Here is a 25,262-nt window from a genome sequence, read left to right as displayed (position 1 = left end):
TTGGTTCTCATTGCCGTTCAGCCAGTCGAAATCCAAGTTTTTCGAATTGCGCTGATCGAGCGGGTAACATCCATCTCCCCGATCAAATAGGCGAACAACCCGAGCACCGTCTCCGAATTTTGCACATATTGCGGAACTTCCCGCATCATCTCCGCCAGTTCGGCGTCGGCTCCTTCCAGATCGCCTTGGGCGATGCAGGAGACGATTTTTTTCAGGCGCTTGACGATCGCGGTGCGGGACTGCTGCACCGACGGCTTGAGCTCATCGCTCGTAATGAACTGGTTATGGCCAAGCAGCAGCCGGTAGCTTAACAGCTCGAGCGCTTGCTGGTACGATTCGCTGATGCTGCGGTAATTTTTGCCCGGGCGGCTTAAGGCGACCGTGACGGTAAATTGGAAATAATGGCGCACCTTGCCGTTGATTTGGGCCGCCATTTCCTTGACCTTGCGTTCGGCGTCGTCGTCGATCCGGTCCAGACCGATGACGATCGCGACCTGCCCGGGAAGAGGAGCGGCGGTAATGCACGAAAAGTCGGGCTCCTGCTCGCACAGCTCTTCGCACATTTTGCGCAGCGCATACAGCATGAGCGACCGGTCCTTCTCGCGGTACGTTTCACGGAAACGGCCGAATTCATCGACGTCGACGAGGCAGACGCAAAACCAGTTTCCTTTCAGCGGGAAGCCGTATTGCTCCGTTTTGTCGTGGATATCGCGGTCGTCCATCTCGCCTCTCAGCAGCTGCTGGTACACCGTTTCTTTCAAATAAGGCAGCTGCTCGTTCAGACGATGCTGCAGCCGGTCGTTCGTCATGACGACATGGTGGATGAACGAATCGAGCGCCTCCAGACCGTCGCGCGGCGGCGTATTGCTGCGGGCTGCGCCCGAAAATTTATTGGATAGCCGCTGAATCGGGTTGTACAGCCGATTCGTCCCGAGCAGCGCTATGCTGACCCAGACCGCGACGAGCGCGGCCACGATCGTCCAGGTGAGCGTTTGAATACGCTTCGCTTTGCCCGTAAGCAGAGAGCTTTCCGTCAAGGCCAAATACGTCCAATTGTTAAAGGCGGAACGTTCCATCGATACTTGATACGATACCCCGTCCAGCTCGACTTGTCCGGATGACCCATCCGGGTCGCTCCAATACCGGTACAGCTCGGACGAATTGATTCGCGTGCCGATTTCTTCCGGGTTATGACTCGTCACGACCGTACCCTTGTCATCGAGAACGAGCAGCCGCCGGCGTTCGCCCAGTTGTACCGATTGCACGAATGAACTCAGCTTGTTCGACTTGATGTGCAGCATGACAAACCCGTCGGCCTTGTCGGTAATAAACAGCGGCACGGACCGGATGACGAGCAGCTCGTCCTGGTTCGGATACGTACGCGGCGAGATGACGACGGGACCGTTATATTTGGCGATAAGCTGCCGGGCGATGTCCGCGTAGGCGAAGTCGTTTTGACCGATCAGGCCGTCCCTGTTCGAATACACTTTGCCGTAGTGGCTATATATAATCGATATATCGTAAGGAATTTCGGAGAAATTGCGCTGCCGCTGAACGAGGTCGATCATTTCCAAAGAGATGTCCAGATGCTGCATCGAAGGTCCCGCTTGGACCGATTTCTCGACGATCGAATTGTTGGCCAAGTCGATGGACGATTTCTCCAGCGTCTGCAGGAAACGGTCGACTTGGAACTGGATTTGCCGCAGGATGATCTGATGATTGTGGTCCACTTCCTCCTGCACCATCCGGGAAGCGATCGTCGAAGATAACGTCCCGAGAACGAGCACCGGTACGAGGCACAAGAGGAGCGAGTACAAGTACAGCTTCCGCTTGAACGTCGTGTTCTTGAACAGCCGCGTGAACTTGCCTGCCACCGTACCCACCCCCGAAAAATAATCCGCTTGCAAAAAAAGAAGCAGTCCCCATTCGTAACTTGAGCGGAGCTGCGTCGTTTCTTGTCGAAATTGTAGTATAGGCTCGGCTTCGTGTCAATGTCAGGAACCGGAAAAGCAGAGAACGGAGTGAGGCAGGAAATATTATCCTATTTTCAGTCATGAAAAGGGAGATATGCTCCATTCGCTGTATCTTCATTGTAGTTTCTTTTCCCGCTTATTTCAAGCGATGCCGGTGTGTGGATGAATTTTTCCTTCATAATATTATTATGAAAGGGAACTTTTCTCCAAAGTATGTTATACTCAAGGTAGTTCATTTCTTAATATGGATAGGATGACTTCAAACGTGAGGAGAAATTTCCTATGGAGCAAATCCCTTCGCTTGCCGGGAAATTGAAAGCGTATTTGGACGGCTTGCTGCGGCATGACGAAGCCGGGCGGCTATACGTATTGGACGACGAGCTCGGCGACCGCGCGAGCTGCTGCACGACGGCGCAAACCGCCTGCCTGTACGTGCTGGAATCCAAGCTTGCCGGCGCTGCCGGCTCGGATACCGCCGCCCGGTTAATAGACGATGTCATGCGGCGGCAGCTGCCGTCAGGCGCGTTCGGCCAGCCTTATTATGTCAAGAAAGGCGAGTCCGGAACCGTGGATATCGCCGAGATCGGGGCTTCGGCCAACAGCCTGTACCACGTGTATAAGGCTACGGGCAACGAATCGGCCAAGACGAGTCTGATCCGCTCCGCCGACTATTTGCTGACCCAGGTGGCGGAAGAAAATCCCGGCGCCATCTATAAAAACCCGAACGCCCGCATGCACGACGTGCTGAACGGCGACATTTACGCCGCGCATACGCTCGGAAGGGCTTATGAGCTGACCGGAAACCCAGTCTACCTCGAGCAGATCGAGCGAACAGTGGCCCACGTGGCCGACCGGTTCGGACGCCACACCCCCGGCTGGTGGCCGTACACGGAAAATTGGGACGGCAGCGTCGGAATGGGGAACAGCGTGGCGTACCAAGTGACGATTATCGCGTTCGCTTCCCCGCTGCTTCCGCTGTTGTCCGAGCCGCTTCGGGAAAGGTGGAAGCACATCGAGGAAGAAGCGGTGCAAACCGTGCTCCAGGCGCTCGTCGACGGACCGAACGACAGCAACGAGGCGCCATGGTGGTGCCGCGACTGGGCGAACGTGCCGGAAATCACGCTCGCGCTCTCCCGCGTCCCTCATATCGAGCAGGCGCAGGCTTATGTTGCAAGGCGACTTGCGGAAGTCGAGGACGGCCTGACCCGCGACGGCATCTCCTACTTCCGGCCCAAAGTCAAAAACGATGACCCCGAGCGTTCTCCGGTTACGACTACGTTCCGCAAGGCGGCCACGTTTGCCGGCCTTCTGTGCGCAATCGGTCTGGACCACTCGCAGGCGTAACCGTTCATTACTCATCCAGATAATCAAGGAGTGTTCATCCCATGAAACCGATATTTGCCCAAAGAGGATTGATTGTGTCCTGCCAGGCATTGCCGGGCGAGCCACTGTACTGGCAAGGAACGATGGCGCGCATGGCGCTTGCCGCCGAGCAGGGCGGAGCGATCGGCATCCGCGCCAACGGACCGGACGATATACGCGAGATCAAGGCTGCGGTGAAGCTGCCCGTTATCGGACTGCTGAAGCGCGACATTCCCGGCTCGGACATCTACATTACGCCGGAGCTTGTCGACGTGCAGGCGATTATCGACGCAGGCGCCGACGTCGTCGCCATGGATATGACGAACCGGGAAGACCGCGCCGAGCGGGTCGTCGAGCTGATTCGCCATTGCCATGAGGCGGGCGTGGCGGTCATGGCCGATATTTCGACTTTGGAGGAAGGGCTGCTCGCGGAATCGCTCGGAGCGGATCTCATCTCCACGACGATGTCCGGATATACACCGTACAGCCCGAAGCAGGAAGGTCCCGATCTGGAGCTGGTCCGGCAGCTGGCGAAGCAATTGAAGAAGCCGCTGGTCGCGGAAGGTCGGATCTGGAGCCCTGCCGAAGCGGTCGAGGCGCTCGAGGCCGGAGCCGAATACGTTGTCGTCGGCGGCGCCATTACACGGCCTCAGTTCATTACCCAAAAATATGCGGACCGACTCGGCCAATGGCTGAAGCAATCCAATTAGGAAGTGATCCGATGTCACAGGTGATGAATAGCGACATCCTCATTATCGGCGGAGGGCTCGGCGGCTGCGCGGCGGCCATGGCGGCGGCCAAAGCCGGCAAGCGCGTCATCCTGACCGAAGAAACCGATTGGATCGGAGGCCAGGTGACGAGCCAGGCCGTCCCTCCCGACGAGCACCGCTGGATCGAGCAATTCGGCTGCACCCGCACATACCGCGCTTTCCGCGATAAGGTGCGGGACTATTACAAGCGCAACTTCCCGCTGACACCTGAAGCGACGGCCAACCCCCGCCTTAACCCGGGCAACGCTATCGTCAGCCGCTTATGCGTCGAGCCGCGCGTTGCGCTGGCCGTGCTGAACGAGATGATGGCGCCTTATGTGCACAGCGGGGCCGTCACGATTTTGCTGAACCGCAAGCCGGTCGCCGCGCAGACGGACGGCAATCGGGTCGTTAGCGTAACGGTGCGGCACACGCCGGACGGCGAAGAACAGATTTTGCATGCCCCCTATGTGCTGGATGCAACGGAATGCGGCGACCTGCTGCCGCTGGCCGGCATCGAATACGTGACAGGCGCGGAATCGAAGGCCGAAACCGGCGAGCCGAGCGCGCTCGAGGGAGATGCGGAGCCGGACGACATCCAGTCGTTCACGGTCGTATTCGCCATGGACTACCGCGAAGGCGAAGACCATACGATCGCGAAGCCGGACGAGTATGAGTTTTGGCTCACCTACCAGGCTCCGTTCATGAAGGATCGCCTGCTCAGCTGGGCTACCTCCAGCTTCAGCCCGTTCAAATCGTACAGCCTGTTCAAGACCGGAGAACCCGGCATATTCCCGCTGTGGGACTACCGCCGCTCGACCGATAAGTCCAATTTCGTGCCGGGGACGTTCGATAGCGATATTACGCTCGTCAATTGGCCGCAGAACGATTACTGGCTCGGCAGCATTATCGACGTGGACGAGACGGAGCGGGAGCGGCAAATCAAGCGGGCGAAAAATTTGAGCCGCAGCCTGCTCTACTGGCTGCAGACGGAAGCTCCCCGGCCGGATGGCGGCAAAGGATATCCCGGCCTGCGGCTGCGCAAGGATGTGCTGGGCACGGAGGACGGGATGGCCAAAGCGCCGTATATTCGCGAATCGCGGCGGATTCGCGCCGAATTCACCGTGTTGGAGCAGCATGTCAGCCCAGCCGCCAGAGGACGGGATGATGCCGAGAAGTTCGTCGATTCGGTCGGCGTCGGCTGCTACCGCATCGACCTTCACCCGACGACCGGCGGGCGGGAAGGCTGCTACGTTCCGGTCAGCCCGTTCCAAATTCCGCTGGGCAGCCTTATTCCGGTGAGGGTCGACAACTTGTTGCCGGCCTGCAAAAATATCGGCGTGACGCATCTGACCAACGGCTGCTACCGGCTCCATCCGGTGGAGTGGAACATCGGCGAAGCGGCTGGATATTTGGCCGCCTACTGCCTCGACAACGGACTCACGCCCCGCGAGGTGCGCAATACCGAGCCGCATCTTCGCGATTTCCAAGCCCGGCTTGTCCGGGCCGGCGTGGAATTGGATTGGCCGGTTATCTCTCCGGTGTAAGAGACGGACAGTAAGTAACTATGCAGAAGAACCTCCAAAACCGCTTCGCAGGCGGGTTGGAGGTTCTTCCTTGTAAACTCGATTAAACCTATTCATCCTGGAACAGCGCCGTCGACAAGTAACGCTCACCGGTATCCGGCAGAAGAGCGACGATCGTTTTGCCTTTGTTCTCCGGACGTTTGGCGATCTCCGTTGCGGCATGAGCGGCGGCGCCCGACGAAATGCCAACGAGCAGCCCTTCCGTCTTGGCCAGCTTGCGTGCGGTTTCGAAAGCGTCCTCGTTGTATACTTTGATAATTTCATCGACGACTGCCGCATTGTACACGTCCGGCACGAAGCCGGAGCCGATGCCTTGAATTTTGTGGAAGCCCGGCTTGCCGCCCGACAGCACTGGGGAATCGAACGGTTCGACCGCAACGATTCGGACGGACGGTTTCTTCCGCTTCAACGCTTCCCCGACTCCCGATACGGTGCCTCCCGTTCCGACCCCGGCAACGAATATGTCGACTTCCCCGTCGGTATCCCGCCATATTTCCTCGGCTGTCGTCCTTCGATGAATGTCGGGATTCGCCGGATTGCCGAATTGCTGCGGAATGAACGCATGCGGGATTTCGGCGGCCAGCTCCTCCGCCTTGCGTATCGCCCCCTGCATGCCTTCCGAAGCCGGTGTCAGCACGAGCTCCGCGCCCAGCGCCTTCAGCAGCTTCCTTCGTTCGACGCTGAACGCCTCGGGCAGCGTAATGATAAGCCGGTACCCGAGCGCCGCCGCCACGAACGCCAAAGCGATGCCGGTATTGCCGCTCGTCGGCTCGATGATGACCGAATCCGGACGGAGCACGCCTTTCTCCTCCGCGTCTCTGATCAAAGCATACCCGATCCGGTCTTTGACGCTTCCCGCCGGGTTGAAATATTCCAGCTTGGCGATCAGCTTCGCCCCGAGCCTCTCTCGGCCGGCATAATTGTTCAATGCCAGTAAAGGCGTATTTCCGATCAAGTCGGTCAAATTGTCGGCAATGTTGGCCATGTTCCATCATCCTTTCGAATCTGTCCCTCTATCATAACTCATAAGAGATCCTATTGGAAAACCCGGTTATTGCCAGCGACGCCTCCAAAACAAGTAAAGGCGGAACGCCCGGGAGCAGTTCCGCCTTAGTTTCTTGAAAATGCGATCAGTGGCTAGGCGAGGCCGCCTGCCACGCCAGCTTAGCGGCGCCTGCCAAGCCCGCTTGCTCGCCGAGCGCGGCGGGCACGATACGGACCGGCGCGTAGGCCGGCATCATTTGCCGTTCCGCTTGGGCGCGAATCCGGTCGAACAGGAAATCTCCCTGCGCCGTAACCGCCCCGCCGACGACGATCGACTCGGGATTTAAGATATGAATCAGATTGGTCATGCCGATCGCCACGTATTCCGCATATCGGTCTATCACGTCAAGCGCCGTCCGGTGTCCTTCGCGGGCGAGCTCGAACAGCTTCTTGGCCGAGCCGCCGGTAAGCGTCTCGTCGACGCCGGCTTCGGCGGCAAGCCGCATGAGCGCCCGTACCGAAGCGTACTGCTCCCAGCAGCCGCTCAAGCCGCAGTTGCACGGCTGACCGCCGTGGCGGATCACGATATGGCCGTAGCCGCCCGCATAACCGTCGCGGCCGAAATACGTCCCGCCGTGCTTCGTCACCCAGCTTCCGCCGACGCCCGTACCGAGCGTTACGCACAGAAAGCCCTCGAGCGATTTGCCCGCACCGATCCACGCCTCCCCGATCGCGAACGCATGGGCGTCATTGACGAGCGCTACCGGGAGGCCGGTCTCGCGCGACATATTGTCCCGCAGCGGTACGCCCGTCCAGCCCGGCAAGTTGGAGGTCGCGTAGCCGATACGCCCTTCCCGCGCATGAACATACCCGGCCGTCGCCACGCCCATGCCGCGCGCGTCCCAGCCTTCAGCCGCAGCCCGCTCCTTGTAGCGGCGGGCGATGTCGTACAGCTTGTCGAGCAGCGAATCCCGCCCGGCTTGAGCATCCGTCGGCGTATTGTCGGCGTGCAGGATGACTCCCTCTTGGTCGACGATCCCCGACTTGATGTTCGTTCCTCCGATATCGACTCCGAATACGACTTGTCGTTTCATCGATTCCGCTCCGTCCCGGCTTGCCCCGCAGCGTCAACGCCCCACAAGCCGTTGTCGCGCAGGAAAGCCATATAGTCTTCGTACAGCCGCACCGACGTTTCGTGACCGGCGTGAACCGGGCTGCCCGGCTTGTTCATCATGCCCAAGTATTGATAGCACAGCACTTTATCCGAATATTTCGATAAAATCTCCAATTGGCGCCGCACCCGCTCGAACGGCCCGGGATGCAGCACCTTTCCGGCGAACTTGAACAGCTCGAGGTCCGACCAGAGCGGCTTGCCCGCACGGTCATGAGCTTCGCGCAGCCGGGCGAACGTCGCATCCACCGCTTCGAATGTCGTCCGGTCGACGCCGATCTCGTCCTGATAAGCGATGTAGTCGACCTCGAGCGAGCGAAGCTGGGCGACGAAACGGTCATCCCCCGTAACCGAGCGTGTGCCGTACGGCGCGATAAGCACCTTCTGCGGCCCGATCTTGCGCAGGAAGTCGGCCATTTCGTTGGCGTAGGCGATATAATGGTCCGGAAAGTGGGTGAAAATCGCCGCTTCCACCGGCAAATACCAGCCTGCGAACGAAGCATGGTGCCCATACCGGGCCGCCAATTCCTTGGCGAAATCGAACCGCAGCGACGATGTATCGCCGGTCGTCGACAAGCTGCCCATAATCGGCGTCGTGTAGAAGCCGTTGCCCACATAGATCGTCATTCCGAGCCGATCGCCGGCCGCAAGGACCGCCTCCAGCGGGTCCAGACAGACCGTATCCCAACGGTACGACCAAATGTCCGACGGGTAGAAGGCTTTACCGTGCAGCGCCACGTTCAGCAGCACCAGCGTATCGAGCCCGGCTTCGGCCATTTCCGCCAGCTTCGAATCCCAGTCCGCCTCGGTAAAGCGCTGCGTCGTGGAATTCCAACAATCTCCTTCATACGGATTCGGGTGATAGAAATCGAACCACGATCCCGTTATGCGCATGAGTGCCATACAGGTTCCTCCGATTCGTCTGAGTTAACGGCACGATCGGAATAGAGGAACTTGGTTCCGCTATTCCGTGATTTCCCGGTATTTCCCGAAGATTAGAGGAACTGGCTTCCGTTAACCGACCGTGAATCGGGCGGCTTTGCCCCGACAAGATCAAATAGCGGAATGCAGTTCCTTTATTGGCATCGCGCCACGGCTTTTAACAGGGAATAAGGTACTGCAGTTCCGCTATTGCAAATTACGGTTCAGCCCCGCAGAGCCTCCCGCACGATTCCCCCGGCCCCCTCGAGCCGCCGGAACGCCTCTTCGGCGGATACGCCCGCCAGCAGCATAACGATGCTCGCCTTCATCTGCTCGCCCGTGGCGGTCATCGCCGCCTCCACTGCCGCCTCGTCGGCACCGGTCGCCATCGCGACGATCCCTCTCGCCCGCTGGCGAAGCTTGTCGTTGCTCGGCTGCATGTCTACCATGAAGTTGCCGTACGCCTTGCCGAGCTTCACCATCGTCGCGGTGCTGATCATGTTCAGCACGAGCTTCTGCGCCGTGCCCGCCTTGAGACGCGTCGAGCCGGTCAGCGCCTCCGGCCCGACCGCCACCTCGATCGCCCGGTCGGCGAGCGCGCCGATCACGGAGCCGCGGCTGCACGCCAAGGCGACCGTCGACGCTCCCGCCGAGCGAGCGTATTCGAGCGCGCCGACGACGTACGGCGTGCGGCCGCTCGCGGCGATGCCGACGACGACGTCGGCCGCCGTGAGCCCGCGGCCGGCCAAGTCGGCGGCGCCCAGCGCGGGATCGTCCTCGGCCGATTCGTCGGCCCGGTCCCGCGCCACGCCGCCCGCCACGAGCGCCTGTACGAGCTCGGGTGGGGTGCCGAACGTCGGCGGGCACTCATATGCGTCGAGCACGCCGAGACGTCCGCTCGTGCCGGCGCCTACATAGAACAGCCGGCCGCCGCCGCGGAGCGCCCCGGCGATCAATTCCACCGCCGCCACCACGGCGGGAAGCGCCTCCGCCACGGCTGCCGGAACGCGCCAGTCCTCCTCGTTCATCAGCGTCAGCAGCTCGAGGGTCGAGCATTGGTCCAGATTCCGGGTGCGCGGGTTGACCTGCTCCGTATCGAGACCGCGTATATTCGCGTCCGCTTGCATCCTTGTATCTCCTCTCGAATCGGAACCGGCATCGGTTCCCCTTCGAAGTATTTTTCCATAATAACAAATAAAAAAAGGAACTCGTCTCCACAAGCTTATTATAGAAGACCTTTCCGCTCCCTGTAAAGCTTAAAAGTGATTCGGGCGACGGGGACGTCCGTTCGACCGAAAAGAGGAGAACGAATGAGAAATCGGGAGCTTTCGTTTTCTGAAAATGTCCTTGTCCGGCATCAGAATCGTCTATTCGCTTTCGGCGAAAAAGGCGAACACTTGTTTTTACCGTTTGACCCTTGCGAAATTCGACTGCTACGATAATGGCACTTTCCAATTTCCGGGACGGTGAATGTACGTTGAAGCTGATGCAGTTGCAGTTGCGTTTTCCCGAATGGTTTGTTTTTTTCGCGAAACAGTTCGCCCGTTCCAAACGGTCGGTCGTGCTCGTCGCGCTCTTGACCGCTGCTGCCTCCGCGTGCGGTGCGGCAGCTCCGCTGCTCATCGGCAGGCTGATGGACGCGATCACCTTCTATGACGGGGACGGAATGGCCGGGATCGCCGCTCTCCTGTTGGCCGCGCTTCTGACGATGGAGCTGTGCATCGCCTTCCGCGCTTACGTTTCGGCCAAAACGATGATCCGGCTGTCGTACGAGCTGACCGAGCATACGCTATCCGCCGTGCTGCGGACTTCCTCGTCCTTCTTTGCCCGGACGGCCAGAGGCGAGCTGCTGCAGCGTTTGACACAGGATACGCGGGTTATCCAGCAGTTCGGCTTGTCCACGATTCCGGGCTTCGTCCAGGAGCTGCTGCTTGCCTGCTTGGCTATTGCGGTCATCAGCCGCTGGAATTGGCCGTTTGCGGTCGTGCTTGTTGCCGCCTATGTCATTCTGTTCATTCCGGTTCACATCTTCGGGCGTAAGCGGGGACAGGCGCGCAAGGAGCTGGCGGCCCACGACTCCCGGCTCCGGCAAAGCCTGCTGGAGAAGCTGGAGACGGTCAAGCAGATCAAGCTGTACGGAACCGAGCGCCGGGAGTACGAGTCGGTCGCAGCCGAACAAAGCCGATGGGCCGACTTGAAGTTTCAAGAGAGCATCGTCGACAGCCTGTACCGCACGTTTCCGCGCATTCCGGATTCGCTCGCGCCCGCGCTCGTCTTTCTGTTCGCCGGGTGGCAAATGGTCGCGGGAGAGTCCACCGTAGGCCAATTGGTGACGATTATCGCTTATATCCCGGCACTCAATGCGCCTGTCCGTTCTTTCTTCGGGCTGTATGTAAACTTCGCGGATATTAAAGTGAGGGTTCACGGCATCCTGGAATATTCGCGGCTGCCTGTCGAGCCGGGACTGCAGGACGGATTGCGCCCGCTCCCCGATTACCGCGGGCTTCCGATCTCGTTCCACGGCGTACGGGTTGCCGGAGAACGAGGCGACTTGCTGCGCGGCCTCGACTTCACGATCCATCCCGGCGAGCACGTCGCGATCGTAGGGCCGAGCGGAGCCGGCAAAAGCACGCTGCTGCAGCTAATCGTGCGGCTGCGGGAGCCTACCGGCGGCGACATCCAGATCGGCGGCGTTCCGCTCTGCGAGCTGGATGCCGCGCACCTGCGCTCCCGCGTCGGATATGTGATGCAGGATGGAGCCTGGTTCAGTGGAAGCTTATCGCGCAATTTGACTTATTTGGCCGACTCGGACCGGGATACGCTGGATCGATGGATGCAAGCTTTCGGCGCCTCGGACATCGTATCGACGCTTCCCGAGGGGTACGATTCCGAGATCGGTCAAGGGGGCGGGCAGCTATCCGGCGGACAGCGTCAATTGCTCTCGCTCGTGCGGACAATGGTCAAGAAGCCGGATATGCTGCTGCTTGACGAGGCCGTCTCGTCGCTGGATCAAGCTGCCGAGACCGGCGTATACGAGGCGCTGCACGCTTATGCCGGCGGCATCACGCGGATCAGCGTCACCCACCGTCTGCGCGGGGCTGCCATGGCCGACCGTATACTCGTCTTGGATCGGGGAGAGCTGGTCGAGCAAGGCACGCATGAGGAGCTGCTGCTTCGGCAAGGCTTATACGCCGAGCTGTGGCGCCGGGAACGCGAACTGGATTCGGACGGGCTTTCCGGACAAAACCTTGACTACGGATCGGAAGGAGGTCCCGATCTTGCGCGCAAACTTGCCGCTGCCCGCTAACCGGACAACCGTCCTCGCTTACATAAGAAAGCACCTTGGGCCGCGCTGGCTGAATCTGCTCCTGATCTTCATGAAAAATGTGATCGGCAGCCTGCTCTATATGGTCCCCCCGCTCATGTCCAAGTACGTGCTGGAGAGCGTGCTTCCCGCCCGCGACTGGAATTGGCTCGTCCTTGTGGCCATCTGCATGGTGGCCGCCCCGATTACGGGAAGTGCGATGATTATCGCCGAGGATTATTTCGGCCGATTCATGATCCGCTTGTCGGGACAAGGACGGGCGGAGCTGTACGACGGCCTTCAACGCCGGCCGCTTGCGGAGCTGCGCCGCCGCCGGGCGGGCGATCTGATTACCCGCATCCTCGACGACACCCGTTCCATCGGCGATCTGGCGAACGGGAACATCGGATTCATGTGCTTCCATGTCGTCACTATCGCCGTCGGTTCGGCGCTCCTGCTCTATCTGCACCCCGGCTTGGCGGCTGTCGTGCTGCTTTTGTGGGCCGGACAAGCCGCTCTTATGACCGTACTCGGCGGACGCGTCAAGCGGAGATCGGCGGAGACGGCGAGGCACAACTCGCAAGTCGCCGAAACCGTGCGCGAGATCGTATCCGCCGCCGCCTTCCTTAAAGCGGCCGGTCAGGAAGCCCGCGCGCTCGGTACGATGCGGGACTGCTTGCGCCGGGAGTGGAGCCATACCCGGCTCGGGACGCTCACCGAACACCGCATTCAAATCGCGAATGCCGCTTTGAACGGGAGCTTTCTCGTAGTGATGTATGCGATAGGCGGATCGTTCGTATTGAGGGGGCATATGACCGTCGGATCTTTGGTCGCCTTCGTGGCCGTCTATAACTGGCTGCGGCCGTTCGGCGTATCGCTGATCGGAATGGCAATGGCGGCCATGAAAGTGCTGCCCGCCATCGACCGGGTGGCGGATATCGCTTATCCGGCAGGCGGGGAAGGCGGCACAGCCGTACCGGAAGGACCGGCCGTGCTGGAGGCGGACCGCTTGTCTTTCCGGTACGCCGAGAGCGAAAGCGGCAGGCTCTCGCTGCACGACGTCAGCTTCCGGATCGCCCCGGGCTCCGTCGTGTCCATCGTAGGACACCGCGGATCGGGAAAGTCGACGCTCGCCGACCTGCTTCTCGGACTGCGCGAGCCTTCCTCCGGAATCGTAAGCTTGGGCGGCATCCCGTTCCCGCTCATCGATCCCGCCTGGCTGCGCCGACATATGCTTTGCGTTACGCAGGACGTGATGCTGCGAAGCGGCACGATTCTGGACAATCTCGTCTACGGCAGCGAAGAGGCCGATCTGGAATCCGTCCGCGAAGCGGTTCGGCGAGCCGAACTGGAGGAGTGGATATCCCGGCTGCCCGAAGGCTGGTTCACCCGAGTCGGGGAACAAGGGCTGCAGTTGTCCGGCGGAGAGCGCCAGCGGATCAGCATCGCCCGCGCGCTGCTGCGCAAGCCGTCCATCCTGATCTTGGATGAAGCGACTTCGGCGCTTGATATGGGAACCGAGCATCGGCTGCTGCGCAGCTTGACGGCAAGCCTGAAAGGCTGCACCCTGATCTTTATCACGCACCGACTCTCGATCGCAAAACGATCCGACCACATCCTGGTCATGCACGACGGCGTCATCGCGGAGAGCGGAACGTACGAGGAACTGGTGGCCGGTCCGACGCTGTTCCGCAGCTTTTGCGAGCATGCGGCAGACGGAGCGTCGCATCGGAGCGGTCATTTTAGATGAAATAAAATCGGCAATACTTGCTCTACGCCGTAACGCTCGTGGATTCGCTGCTCTCTCTCGGCTCCGTCTCTTGTTTTCGCCGGTACGTGGCGAACAGCACTCCCCCGATGATGAGCAGCGAGCCGATCCCTTGCCGGATCGTCACCGGAGTGCCTAATACGGCATAGCCGAGCGCCATCGCGACGAACGGCTGCAGGTTAAGAAATACGGCGGCACGTCCGGCACCTACTCGCAGCATTTGCCGGTTCCAAATAAGTCCGCAGACGACCTGCATGACAAGCGCGGTGACGACGAGCATCACCCACGCCCATGGATCGGTACTCATGTCCGACACCCGGTCCCGGGCGAATGCTACCGGGACGAGCATAACGGTTCCGATGATAGTAGAGTAGGCGGTTACGAAGAACGCATCCCGGCGCTCCAGCAGCTTCCGCGTCAAAACCGTTGCGATCGTGAATGACAGCATCGCGCCGAATATCCACAGCTCGCTGACGGACAAATGGATAGAGCCGCCCTTGCTCACGACGAAAAAAACGCCGGAGACCGCCACGACGGACCCGGCCGCCATACGGAGCGTCAGCCGCTCCCCCAAGAAGGCGGCGGCCAACAGCCCGATCACGATAGGCGACAAGGACAGCAGCAGCGAAGAGGACGTCGGATCCGCGTCCTGCATGCCGATATAGAAGCACGATTGATTGATGAGAACGCCCATCAAGCCGATCGGCACGAGCAGCTTCCAGTCTTGCCGGGTCGGCATCTCGAACCGCCGCGATGCGGCCGCCATCACGACGTATACGGAACAAGTCAGAAACAGCCGGGTAACGGCCAGCAGCATCGGCGGGAAGTTGTCGACGAGAATCGCGCCGAACACGAAGTTGCTCCCCCACACGGTCACGCAAAACAGCAGCAGCAAATACGAACGAACCATGAGCCAGTCCTTTCTTCCATCCGGGGAACATCTTTCTCTCCCATCTTACTCCCCGGAGCCGGGAAAAGCGATGCAGCTTAAGCCCGATGCCGTCCTTTCTCCCGCGGAAACCCCGGTCTTTTCCCGGGATTGCTGCCCGTACCGTACCCGCACGTTCCTCTAAAGATTACCCCTGGCCGAGCTGCTTCATATAGGCTCTTCTCGCCAAAGCGAAGTATAGGAATTGCATGGCGATATAGATCCCCATTATGGTCAGCCCGTAATGCCATACGGTCGTACCGAGTATGTTGCCGAGCGACTTGTAGGCGAACGCCGCGTGGATAATGCCGACCGCCACCGGCAGGAAGAACACGATTCCGATCTGCGTCCCGGTAATTTTGCGGATTTCTTCATCCGACACCCCGATTCGGGTCAGCGCCTTGAACTGCGCCTGGTCGTCCTGGATTTCCGTAAACAGCTTGAAGTAAAGCATGCTTCCCGAAGCGACGAAGAACAGTACGCTTACGAGCAAACCGATAAACAGCGTCAACGAGTTGAACTGCTTATAGTCCAAATAAGGTCCCACGCGCGATTCGAACCGCTCCCGCTCCTTCTCCGGTATCGTGCCCGCGATTTGCTGCGAAGCCGTCAACGATTCCGTCCAATTCCGGGTTTCGAAGCCGTAATAAGCCATCAGCCTGCTGTCCGGAACTCCTTTGCTCCGTTCGGCGTATTCGGCGTCGTCCACGACCAGCATTCCGGAATAATCGACGTTGGAATTGATAATACCCCCGTTGATTTGTCCGTCCACGACAACCGACAGCGGCTTGCCGTCCGCGTTCGTCTCCAGCCTGCTTCCTTTCGGGAAAAACTCGACCGCTACCTCCTTGTAAGGGAACACGTAGTACGCATGCCCCGCTTCTACCTGCAAAGTCTTGCGGTTCAACTGCTTCGCGATCCGGTTATAGGCCTGTTCCGGCACGAGCATCGCTTCCGTCTGACGGTTGTTCATCTGCGTCAAAGTGATCGGCACCGGCATACCGGTCAGCCTCACCTCATAAGCGATCTCCTGCCCTTTCTCCGTCAGCAGCCGCTTCAGCTCGTCCGGATGAATCATATCGTGCGTCGCCGCTCCGCGCTCGGTATACCCGAACGATTGCGGGTATGAATCGACCATTTTGTTGGTCGTATCCAAGTACATAACATAGAACGTACCCGACGCCGTCAAAATAACCGCGCTTAAGATCGCTACCATAAAGAATGTGCGCGCATTATCCTTCATCTTGAACACAAGCTGCGCCACCGTAACGAGGTGCGTATGCCGGTAGTACAAGCCGGGCGTTTTCTGCAGACGCCGCAAAATAGCCACGCTTGCTTGAGTAAACAAAAAATAAGAGCCGACAATAACCGTCGCAAGGATCGGCACCATGTAGATCAAAATCGTGTGCAGCTTCGCCTGAAACGCCATATAGTACCCGGCGGCAAGGCAGACGACGGACAGCAGCGTCAGCCATTTCGAGGAAACCGGTACGCTCTTCGGCTTCTTCGCCGCCTTCAGCAGCTCGACGATCTCGCTGCGGCCGACCGTACGCAGCGTAAACAGCGTAATGAGCTCGAACAGCGCGAAAAATCCGACGACCGTCATCCAAATCGCCTTCGGCGCGAGGATGAAGCGGATGGGGCTGTCAACGTGCAGCAGCTCCGCAAGCGCCATGAAGAACAGCTTGGAGAACAAGGCGCCGAAGCCGATTCCGGCCGCGATGGCAAGCAGCGCGATCAGCGTGTTCTCATACAGGACGAGCTTGGCGATCTGCCGGTTCGTCATGCCGAACAAGCTGAGCAGCCCGAACTCCTTCTTGCGCGACTTCAAAAAAGCCGACATCGAGTACAGCACGAAGAAAAAGGAAAAGATGACGATGATGTACTCGCACAAAATCATGCCCTGCCGCACTTTGTCGGCGGCGCGAATATTGCCGCTGATCACGTCGGGGTGGAACAGAAACGCCGCATAGATGAAAAAAATCATGACCGAAAACGTGCTGCTCAGGAAAAAGGCGACGTACCGGTGCCAATTGCCTTTCACATTACTCCGGGCGAGCTTGCGAAACGTCATCGAAGTTCCCTCCCAGCACGCTCAGCGCGTCCAGAATTTGTTGAAAGAACGCCTGCCGGTTCGTCCCCCGGCGAATTTCCGAGAACAGCTTGCCGTCCTTGATGAAGACGATCCGGCGGCAATAACTTGCGGCGAACGGGTCGTGCGTAACCATCAAAATCGTCGTTCCCCGCTCCTCGTTAAGCTTCCGAAGCGACTCCATCGCGTCCTTGGCCGCCTTGGAATCGAGATTGCCGGTCAGCTCGTCGGCCAGCACGATCGCGGGGCGGTGAATGATCGCGCGCGCGATCGCCGCCCGCTGCTGCTGTCCGCCGGACACCTCGTAGGTCCGCTTGTCCATAATATGGGCGATGCCGAGCACATCGGCGATTTCGCGCAGCCGGCTCTCGATTTCCTCGACCTTTACGTTGTCCAGGACGAGCGGCAGGACGATATTTTCTTTGATCGACAACGTCTCGAGCAGATTGAAGTCCTGGAAAATAAACCCAAGATGCCGGCGGCGAAACATGGCCAGCTCCTTGTTTCGGAGCACGCTCGGATCGGTGCCGTTCACTTCGATCCGGCCGGATGTCGGCCTGTCGATCGTGGACAGCAGGTTCAGAAGCGTCGTTTTGCCGCTCCCGGACGGGCCCATGACGCCGACAAACTCCCCAAGGCCAACTTCCAGATTAAATTGGTCGAGCGCCCTGTATGTCACCTTGCTGTTATTCGCTCCGTACAGTTTCGATAGCGCCTGCGCCTTCAAGACGGTGGTCATCGTTCGTTCCTCCATTTGACTTGATGTGTCGAACCCGCTTCTTGTTTCCAGTTTACCCGAACGACCCGGCCGGCCTCTATCGATAAAGCTTTCAATCGGCGGAGCGAACCTTACAATGTTGTCATATTCGTTACGGCAAATAACTCGCGGTTATGTACGCGAGTTGGCAAAGATTCCGTTTGCACAGCATGTAAATATGGTATACTATTAATCGTTCCGTCTAGACCATACGAATTGTAGGGTGATAACATGCAACAATTTTATGTAACCGACCTTCAACAATCGGATTCCAACGAAAAGCTGGGGCATTTCCAGTTTTTGGTCACCTTTGCCGACAAATCAAAGTGCCGGATTTTTTACGACAAAAATCCCGACTGGAAAATCAGCAACATCACAAGACTCCTTACCGTACCTTGCCCGATCTGCCGCAGAGACTATTTTTGCAACTGCCTGGATCGCTTCACCGATGAAATTCACCGGGAAATCCAAGACAGCGGGCTGCTTCCCGAGTAAGGAACTGTCACGTAATAGATTCGTTATTACGTGACAGTTCCTGAGGGGAGCAACTCCGAAGAGGGCATCCGCCCTCTTTTTTTGTCCATCAACGGCTGCCCCCGCTTCATTCAGTGCAGCGCATGAATCCCCGCCTGCCGCGGAACGATCAACGTCACCGACGTTCCTTCTCCGAGCACGGACGATACCTCGAGCCGATGTCCCAGCCGGCTGCACACCTGCTTGGCCAAATAAAGCCCCATCCCGGTCGATTCCGCCACGCGTCTCCCGTTCTCTCCGGTAAAGAAAGCGTCGAATATGCGCGGTAAATCTTGCTCGGCGTTCCCGATGCCTTCATCCTTCACGATCATTCTGCATTCGCCTTCCGTTTCCCGGATCGACACGTTCAGCGTCTTGACGCCTTCCTTCGGCTTCGAATATTTGATCGCGTTCGTCACGAGCTGGTTCAGCACGAATACGATCCATTTCTCGTCGGTTTCCGCCCATACCGCATCGGCGTCCGTCTCGATCTTCGGGAAAATGCGATACCGGATGCACGCCTTCTTGTGCTCGTTAATGACGCTTCGCACCGCCTGGATCAGCTCCACCCTTTTGATGTGAAGATCGAGCTCGAACTTCTCCAGCCTGGCCGTATGCAGCATCATATCCAAGCCGTGCGCGAGCCGTTCGTTCTCCTCCTGAATGCTGGCGAGCAGCGCCTTCGTCTGTTCCCCGCCGCTCTGGTCCGCCTGCTGGACGAGCAGATCGATCACGGATACCGGCGTCTTCATCTGATGAACCCACTGGCGGACGAACGTTTGATGGTGCTCCTGCTGATGCTTGTAATGATCCAGCCGCTCGATATATTTCCGGTAGCTGTCCACCGCGATACGCTGCATCGCCTGCTGTTCCCGCGTCACGGCACCGTGCAGCAGCAGCGCGTCTTCCAGCTCCGCATCGGAAGCGCTCAGGCGGTCGAGCTGCCGACGGAACGGACGGCTGCGGATATAGTCGACAACCAAATAAAGCGTAATCCCGACGACGGACAGCAGCGCGATGTAGAGCATATTGTCCCGGCTTAAGGATACATGCTGCCCGAGCAGGTCCAGCTCGACGACCAACACCACAAGCAGCAGATTCGCCAAGTAAACGGCCAAGTAGCCGATCCGGTCCGCTGCGAAATGTTTGAATTTCAAGGCGCGTCCCTCCACGTGACGAGCAATCGGTAGCCTTGCCCGCGAACCGTATCGATCGCCCGGTCGATTCCGATCTCCTCCAGCTTCCTGCGCACCCTCGTGACGTTGACGGTGAGCGTATTGTCGTCCACGAACGTCACATCGTCCCAGAGCGCTTCGAGCAGCTGCTCTCTCGTCGCAATATGCCCCGCCTGCCGCATCAGCACCTCGGCCAGCTTCGCTTCATTGCGGCTCAAGTCCGTTCTCCGCCCGTTCCATTCGAGCGTCCCTTTGCTCCGGTCGAGCGTCAACCCTTCCATATCGATCATGTCCGTCATCGTTTGCTGCACGGACGCGTATTCGCCGTAAGCCCGGCGCAGCGTGCTTTTGATTTTGGCCATCACGACTTCGAGGTGGAACGGCTTCGTGATGTAGTCGTCTCCGCCGTTCTCGATCGCCATCACCTGGTCCATCTCGCCTACCCGGGCGGATAGAAACAAGATCGGCACGTTCGAGATCGTACGGATTTGCCGGCACCAATAAAATCCGTCGAACTGGGGCAAGTTGATGTCGAGAATCGCCAAATGCGGCGCAAGCTCGACGAACGCCTGCTTCACATTGCGGTAATCCGTAACGCGAACCGGCTCATATCCGTATTTGTCCAAATAACCGCCGAGTATCGCCGCGATTTTGTCGTCGTCCTCAACAATCATAATTTTGTACAACGCCTATCCGCCTCTCTTTCGTTCCTTGCGCCTGAATAGGCCAAGCAGCGCATATATGCCGACGCTTTGCAGGATGATCACGCAAGGAAAAATATCGAACCGGTACCGGGTCTGAACTTCGATGACAACGTGCAGCGCCGCATAGCCGAGCAATAGAAGCAGGAAGAAGGACGCTTCGGCGCTAACGCCGCGCCATGCGATAACCGTCATGGCGACCACGCCGAAAAAAGCGAGTAGGATGTACTCGATCCGCTCGGCTTGGACGAGCCGCTTATATAGCGACGGCCGGTCCAACTCCGGCAAACTCCACATCGGAGCCGAATCTTCCGCGCCCCACATCACCTTCGTCTTGCTTGCAAACAGAGCGGCAACTTGCCGTTTGTTCTCCAAACGCTCCTTCAGCAGCTCCAGCTCGACCCGGTTCCGCTCCTCGCCGATCGGGTATTGCAGCACGTAAACCGTATCGTCGTACGACCAGCCGCCGACCGTAGCGGGGTTAAGGCCGATCATGAATTTCCAGTAAGGCTCGCGGTTCGCTAACGGATACGGCGTAACTCCCGTCTGCACGAGAGCAAAGCTCGCCGCCTGCTGGACGAGCCAATATACCGCGATAACGCCGATGCATTTGGCGGCGAGAGCGGGCCAGCTCCGTTCGCGGATGCGGGGCATGAGCAGGAACAACGCCATATACGCAACAAACCCGACCAAAAAGAAGCTGCCTAGCGGCCGCATCAGATTGCCGACCCCGAAGCACAGTCCGATCAACAGCCAATCGTATTTGCCGACGAACCTTTTGCGAATGAGAACATATAAGCCTAGAAAGTACAGGAACACGGAAATATGCTGGTTTGTCAGCACCGAGCACATAATAATATTCGGAACGTAGACCGCATACAGCAGCGCAGCGGCTCTCCCGCACTTCTCGCCGAACGCTTTGGCCGCCGACTTGTACAGGACGACAGCGGTACCCATCTGAAACAAAATATTGAACAGCTGAAGAACGATCAGGGAGCTGCCGAACAGCTTGATGACGAGCGACTCGTATAAGGTGAAGCCGAGCTGATAGACCCAGCGGGTGAAGTACTCGTTCGTGCCGAAGGAGAAATCCCCTCTTGCTGCGCTTAGCGCTCCCGAATGCATATCGAAGAAGTCGGACACCGGCTTCGTCTCGATCGCCACAATCCAGACTAGACGGAGCGCCGCGGTAAGCAGCAGCAGCACGGCCGCGAACGTCTTCGGTCCTATATAGCGGCCGAGTATACTGCCGAGCAGCAGCACCAAGACAGCGGCCGCCAGCACGAGCAGCGGGACCACCCAGTCCGAAGTGAAATGGGTTGCGGCATTCGCATGCGAATACCAAAGCATCCAACCGAACAACAGGATGCCGAATATGCCCAGAAGTCTGGATAAGACCCGTTCTCCCGGACCTCTTGCGAACAGTTCCATGCTTTCTCCTCTCCTGCCGGACCGATCGTTGTCCTCCTCCATCTTACCTTCCTTCCCCGTCTTAAATCAATTCGCAGAACGGCAAAAAGCCCCCGAAGGGGCTTTCCCGGTACTCCGATAAGTTGCTGCGCGCCATGTCCGCCGCGTCCGCTAGCCTTTGATCGCGCCGATCATGACGCCTTTCACAAAATACTTCTGCAGGAACGGGTACAGCAGCAAAATCGGGATCGTCGCCACGATGATCGTCGCATACTTGATCGTCTCGCCGATCGGCATCTTGTCGCCGCCGCCGACGCCCGTCATCATCGAATCGGTGCTGTTCGTGATGAGGATTTCCCTCAGGATCAGCTGCAGCGGGTATAAGTCGCGCGTCCGCAAATAGATGAGAGCGGGGAACCAGGAGTTCCAATGCCCGACGCCATAGAACAAAATCATGACCGCGACGACCGGCATCGACAGCGGCAGCACGACCCGGAACAAAATCGTGAAATCGTTGGCGCCGTCCAGCTTCGCCGACTCCTCGAGACTGACCGGAATGCCTTGGAACGAAGTCCGCATGATGATCAGATTGTAGGCGCTCATCGCGCTCGGGATGATCAACGCCCAACGGCTGTCAAGCAAGCCTATGTTGTTGATGAGCAAGTACGTCGGAATGAGACCGCCGCTGAAAAACATCGTGAATACGATCAGGAACATGATCGGATTTTTCCACATGACGCTTTGTCTCGATAAGGCATAAGCACCCAATGACGTCATGAGAATGTTGAGCGCCGTACCTACTACTACGTAGAACAGCGTATTGGCGTAACCGGTCAATATCGAAGGATTCGCGAATACGAGCTTATACGACTCCAGATTGATGCCGTGCGGAAACCAGATCAGTCCCCGCATTTGCACGACCCATGCCGGGTCGCTCAAGGAAGCGAACAGGACGTACAGGAACGGATATATGGTGACGACCGACAAACCGGTCATGAGGATGACATTCGTTATGTCGAATGCGCGTTCTCCCAAGCTTCGTTTGATCATGAGCTCCGTCCCCCCTTACCAAAGCTTCGTATCGCTCGTGCGTCGGCTGATCGCATTGGCCGATATGAGCAAAATGAAGTTAATGACTGAATTGAACAAGCCGACCGCGGAGCTATAGCTGAAATCCGACTCCAAAATCCCTTTGCGGTATACGAACGTTCCGATGACATCGGCCGTCTCGTAAGTCGTACTGTTGTACAGCAACAATATTTTTTCGGTGCCTACCGACATGAGCGTACCGATCTGCAGAATGAGAAGGATAATTACGGTCGGCATAATTCCCGGAAGCGTAATGTGCATCGTCTGCTTCCAACGGGATGCCCCGTCCACCTTTGCGGCTTCGTAAAGGGACGGATCGATGGCGGACATCGCCGACAAGTAAATGATCGAGCCCCACCCGACGCTTTGCCAAATGTTCGAGGAAACGAAAATCGTCCTAAACCAGCTGCTTTCCCCCAGGAAAGCGATCGGTTCGACGCCGAACCACGACAGCACGATGTTGATCAGACCGTCCCGGGCCAGAAAATCGACCAGCATCCCGGAAATGACCACGATGGAGATGAAATGAGGCATATACGTAATCGTCTGCACGGCCCGTTTGAATACGACGCTGCGAAGCTCGTTCAGCAGCAAAGCCAATATGATCGGGGCCGGGAAGCCGAACAGAAGCTCGTAGAAGCTGAGGAGCAGCGTATTGCGCAGCAGCCGCCAAAAATAATAGCTGTTGAAGAAGCTCTCGAAATGCTGAAAGCCGACCCATGGACTTTCCCACAAGCCCAGCCCCGGGGAGAAATCTTTAAAAGCGATTTGCAGCCCGTACATCGGCACATAATAAAACACGATATAGTAGGCCACTACCGGTATGAGCATCAAATAAACATATTTATTAAGCTTCAAGTCGCGGATGGCGCGATACTTGAATGCGTTTTTGTCGACCGAAGGTTTCAAAGCAGCGTCGGGCTTTTCCTTCAACACAACGGACATTACGCAGCCCTCCTGTCTGTCTGATTTCTTGAATCTATGGGCTTGATATGAGGGAACCGCCGGGCGCGGAGAATGTCCATTCTTCGCGCCCATGCTCGCGGATCCGGCTAGCTGGCAATGGAATGTTACTTACGGTTATTGAAACGGTCGAGCGCGGCTTGACGGGCTTTGATCGCTTCGTCGATGCCCATGCTCTTGATCGTTGCAACGAATTTGTCGAAGTTTGCGATCGGTTCCGAACCCATGATGAACTTGTTGATCATTTCATCGCGATACGTTTTAACGTCGTTCATGATCGAAGACGTTTTGGAGCTTTCTTCGGCGGTCAGCGTAATCGGCGGCATTGTTTTCGAATGCTCGGCCTTCGCCCAAGTTTGCGCGGCTTCACGCTGCTCCGGCATCGTGAAATATTGCTCGATGTAGCGTTTGTCCTGAACGATCGGGCCGCTCCAGCTTGCGATGAAATATTTCGCCATCGCTTGCGTAATCGGCAGCTTATCCGGATTGTTCATGATGACATCGGTATATTTCGGATAACCGTTCTCCATCTTGTAGCTTTGGCCTTCAATGCCGAAGTTGAACAGCAGATGTCCTTCTTGACCGTACTTGTAGTCGAGCCATTTGACAATTTGCTCAGGGTTTTTGGCCGATGCGGAGATCGCCGCCCCGACTCCCGTAAACGGCATCGTATATTGGCCAAGCGGCTTGTCTCCGGCCTTGAGGCCCGGATATGGAGCCCCTACCAGCTGGAAGCTCGGAGTAGTCGATTTGGCCAGCAGCGTATACCTGGAAATGCCGCTGCCCGGGTACGTGGACAATGAGCCGAGCTGATTGTTCGTCACTTTGGCGTCTTTCAGCTTCGCGTCGGTAGTCGCATAGTCTTTGTCGATCAAGCCGTCTTTGTACCATTTGGCCATCGTAGCCAAAAATTCTTTGAACTGCGGCTCGATCGGGCCGTATTTGATTTTGCCGTTCTCGTTGTAGAACCCTGATGCAATGCCCCACGCTCCGACGAACAGATGGTTGGTGTCCAAATCGTCGATCGAGAAGTAATACGGAATTTCGTCCTTCTTATTGTTGCCGTTCGGGTCCTGATCGCGGAACGCCGTCAATACGGTCTCCCATTCGGATAACGTCGTAGGCATCTTCAAATTCAATTTGTCGAGCCAGTCTTTGCGCAGCACGGGACCGTGGACGACTTTAAGCATCTCGTCGCCGAGCAGGAACGGCATGACGTAAATATTTCCTTCGTCAGTCGTAATCAGCTTGCGGAATTCCGGGTTGTCCTTCAGCACCTTGGTCAAGTTCGGGGCGTTTTTCTCGATCAGCTCGTTCAGTCGGATAATGCGCTTCTCTTTAATCAGGCTGTCGGCGCCTTTCGGAGCGGAACCCCACGTGTACTCGATGACGTCCGGCAGCTTACCGGATGCGATCATCAGGTTGAATTGGTCTTTCTCCTGTCCGGTCGGCGGATGCTGGAATTCGACCTTCGTTCCAGTCCTTTTCTCCAATTCTTTATAAGCGGCTATTTCACCGTAGCTTTTCATCGTGGCGCCGGCGTTCGCGTTCAAGCTGACCCAATACGTCAGCGAATCCGGATATTTCACATCAGCCGAGGATGCCGCTCCGCCGGAATTGCCGGGAGTCGTTCCCGCTTCCTTCTTCGGCTCCTCTTTGCCGCCGCAGCCTGCGATTAATACTGCCAGCATCGATGTTGCAATCACCGTGGTTGTAAGCACTTTCATATTTTTCACCATATTCGATGACCCCTTCCGTATTAAAATCTTGTGCGAGTCGTACCCGCTCCTTAACTATAGAAAATGCCGGGGAAGCT

20 protein-coding genes are annotated in these 25,262 nt (G+C 57.9%); 6 read left to right on the top strand and 14 right to left on the bottom strand.

Annotated elements, in window-relative coordinates; translation table 11 throughout:
• Positions 1-17 precede the first annotated feature (17 nt).
• Positions 18-1,874 (bottom strand): PDC sensor domain-containing protein, encoded by a 1,857-nt coding sequence (locus tag FE783_RS19690; RefSeq protein ID WP_138881089.1) that lies wholly within the window; start codon positions 1,872-1,874, stop codon positions 18-20.
• Positions 1,875-2,255: 381 nt separating this feature from the next.
• On the opposite strand from FE783_RS19690, the gene FE783_RS19685 reads away from it, so the two are divergent.
• Genes FE783_RS19685 through FE783_RS19675 form a run of 3 tightly spaced genes read left to right on the top strand, consistent with a single transcriptional unit; the run spans position 2,256 to position 5,631 of the window.
• A complete protein-coding gene (locus tag FE783_RS19685; RefSeq protein WP_138881088.1) occupies positions 2,256-3,317 on the top strand; it encodes an AGE family epimerase/isomerase in 1,062 nt (353 codons plus the stop codon).
• Positions 3,318-3,358: 41 nt separating this feature from the next.
• Positions 3,359-4,045: an N-acetylmannosamine-6-phosphate 2-epimerase gene (locus FE783_RS19680; protein WP_138881087.1), complete on the top strand. Its 687-nt coding sequence runs from the start codon at positions 3,359-3,361 to the stop codon at positions 4,043-4,045.
• An 11-nt stretch (positions 4,046-4,056) separates the two neighbouring features.
• Positions 4,057-5,631 carry an FAD-dependent oxidoreductase gene (locus FE783_RS19675; protein ID WP_138881086.1) on the top strand — a complete coding sequence of 525 codons (1,575 nt, stop codon included), beginning with the start codon at positions 4,057-4,059 and terminating at the stop codon, positions 5,629-5,631.
• A gap of 88 nt (positions 5,632-5,719) precedes the next feature.
• On the opposite strand, the gene cysK is transcribed toward FE783_RS19675, so the two are convergent.
• The 4 genes from cysK to murQ form a co-directional block, all read right to left on the bottom strand.
• Positions 5,720-6,655 (bottom strand): cysteine synthase A, encoded by a 936-nt coding sequence (cysK, locus tag FE783_RS19670; protein WP_138881085.1) that lies wholly within the window; start codon positions 6,653-6,655, stop codon positions 5,720-5,722.
• 145 nt (positions 6,656-6,800) lie between these two features.
• Positions 6,801-7,748, bottom strand: coding sequence for an ROK family protein (locus FE783_RS19665; RefSeq protein ID WP_138881084.1), 948 nt, complete (start codon positions 7,746-7,748; stop codon positions 6,801-6,803).
• Complete coding sequence (locus FE783_RS19660) at positions 7,745-8,728, bottom strand: DUF4434 domain-containing protein (RefSeq protein ID WP_138881083.1); 984 nt, start codon at positions 8,726-8,728, stop codon at positions 7,745-7,747. Before FE783_RS19660 ends, FE783_RS19665 begins: the two co-directional genes overlap by 4 nt.
• Positions 8,729-8,970: 242 nt before the next feature.
• A complete protein-coding gene (gene murQ / locus FE783_RS19655; RefSeq protein WP_138881141.1) occupies positions 8,971-9,873 on the bottom strand; it encodes an N-acetylmuramic acid 6-phosphate etherase in 903 nt (300 codons plus the stop codon).
• A gap of 359 nt (positions 9,874-10,232) precedes the next feature.
• Here murQ and FE783_RS19650 point away from each other — a divergent pair, with 359 nt between their 5' ends.
• Positions 10,233-12,053 carry an ABC transporter ATP-binding protein gene (locus FE783_RS19650; RefSeq protein ID WP_238403167.1) on the top strand — a complete coding sequence of 607 codons (1,821 nt, stop codon included), beginning with the start codon at positions 10,233-10,235 and terminating at the stop codon, positions 12,051-12,053.
• Positions 12,025-13,800, top strand: a complete 1,776-nt coding sequence (locus tag FE783_RS19645; RefSeq protein ID WP_158301914.1) for an ABC transporter ATP-binding protein — start codon at positions 12,025-12,027, stop codon at positions 13,798-13,800. Before FE783_RS19650 ends, FE783_RS19645 begins: the two co-directional genes overlap by 29 nt.
• Positions 13,801-13,822: 22 nt before the next feature.
• Here FE783_RS19645 and FE783_RS19640 read toward each other — a convergent pair whose 3' ends face one another.
• From FE783_RS19640 to FE783_RS19630, 3 genes are all read right to left on the bottom strand, one after another.
• On the bottom strand, positions 13,823-14,728 hold the full coding sequence (locus FE783_RS19640) for a DMT family transporter (protein ID WP_138881080.1): 906 nt from the start codon (positions 14,726-14,728) through the stop codon (positions 13,823-13,825).
• A gap of 166 nt (positions 14,729-14,894) precedes the next feature.
• On the bottom strand, positions 14,895-16,820 hold the full coding sequence (locus FE783_RS19635; RefSeq protein WP_138881079.1) for an ABC transporter permease: 1,926 nt from the start codon (positions 16,818-16,820) through the stop codon (positions 14,895-14,897).
• Entirely contained in the window at positions 16,792-17,577 is a 786-nt protein-coding gene (locus tag FE783_RS19630; protein ID WP_138881078.1) for an ABC transporter ATP-binding protein, read from the bottom strand. Before FE783_RS19630 ends, FE783_RS19635 begins: the two co-directional genes overlap by 29 nt.
• A gap of 249 nt (positions 17,578-17,826) precedes the next feature.
• Between FE783_RS19630 and FE783_RS19625 the strand changes: the two genes are divergently transcribed.
• Positions 17,827-18,090 carry a hypothetical protein gene (locus FE783_RS19625; RefSeq protein ID WP_138881077.1) on the top strand — a complete coding sequence of 88 codons (264 nt, stop codon included), beginning with the start codon at positions 17,827-17,829 and terminating at the stop codon, positions 18,088-18,090.
• Positions 18,091-18,200: 110 nt separating this feature from the next.
• Here FE783_RS19625 and FE783_RS19620 read toward each other — a convergent pair whose 3' ends face one another.
• The 6 genes from FE783_RS19620 to FE783_RS19595 all read right to left on the bottom strand — a co-directional run bounded on the left by FE783_RS19620 (position 18,201) and on the right by FE783_RS19595 (position 25,185).
• A complete protein-coding gene (locus FE783_RS19620) occupies positions 18,201-19,265 on the bottom strand; it encodes a sensor histidine kinase (protein ID WP_238403161.1) in 1,065 nt (354 codons plus the stop codon).
• On the bottom strand, positions 19,262-19,969 hold the full coding sequence (locus FE783_RS19615) for a response regulator transcription factor (RefSeq protein ID WP_138881075.1): 708 nt from the start codon (positions 19,967-19,969) through the stop codon (positions 19,262-19,264). The genes FE783_RS19620 and FE783_RS19615 overlap by 4 nt, the downstream gene beginning before the upstream one ends.
• A gap of 3 nt (positions 19,970-19,972) precedes the next feature.
• Positions 19,973-21,415, bottom strand: a complete 1,443-nt coding sequence (locus tag FE783_RS19610; RefSeq protein ID WP_158301913.1) for a glycosyltransferase family 39 protein — start codon at positions 21,413-21,415, stop codon at positions 19,973-19,975.
• 150 nt (positions 21,416-21,565) lie between these two features.
• Positions 21,566-22,444 carry a carbohydrate ABC transporter permease gene (locus FE783_RS19605; RefSeq protein ID WP_138881073.1) on the bottom strand — a complete coding sequence of 293 codons (879 nt, stop codon included), beginning with the start codon at positions 22,442-22,444 and terminating at the stop codon, positions 21,566-21,568.
• A 15-nt stretch (positions 22,445-22,459) separates the two neighbouring features.
• The gene (locus FE783_RS19600; RefSeq protein WP_238403166.1) at positions 22,460-23,314 is read right to left on the bottom strand and encodes an ABC transporter permease; all 855 of its coding nucleotides are present in this window, start codon (positions 23,312-23,314) and stop codon (positions 22,460-22,462) included.
• Between the two features lie 239 nt (positions 23,315-23,553).
• Complete coding sequence (locus FE783_RS19595) at positions 23,554-25,185, bottom strand: extracellular solute-binding protein (RefSeq protein WP_138881071.1); 1,632 nt, start codon at positions 25,183-25,185, stop codon at positions 23,554-23,556.
• Positions 25,186-25,262: the final 77 nt, after the last annotated feature.

This window comes from Paenibacillus mesophilus, from assembly GCF_005938385.1.
In the GTDB taxonomy this organism is placed as follows: domain Bacteria; phylum Bacillota; class Bacilli; order Paenibacillales; family NBRC-103111; genus Paenibacillus_AB; species Paenibacillus_AB mesophilus.
This window is presented reverse-complemented; position numbering and strand designations above follow the sequence as displayed.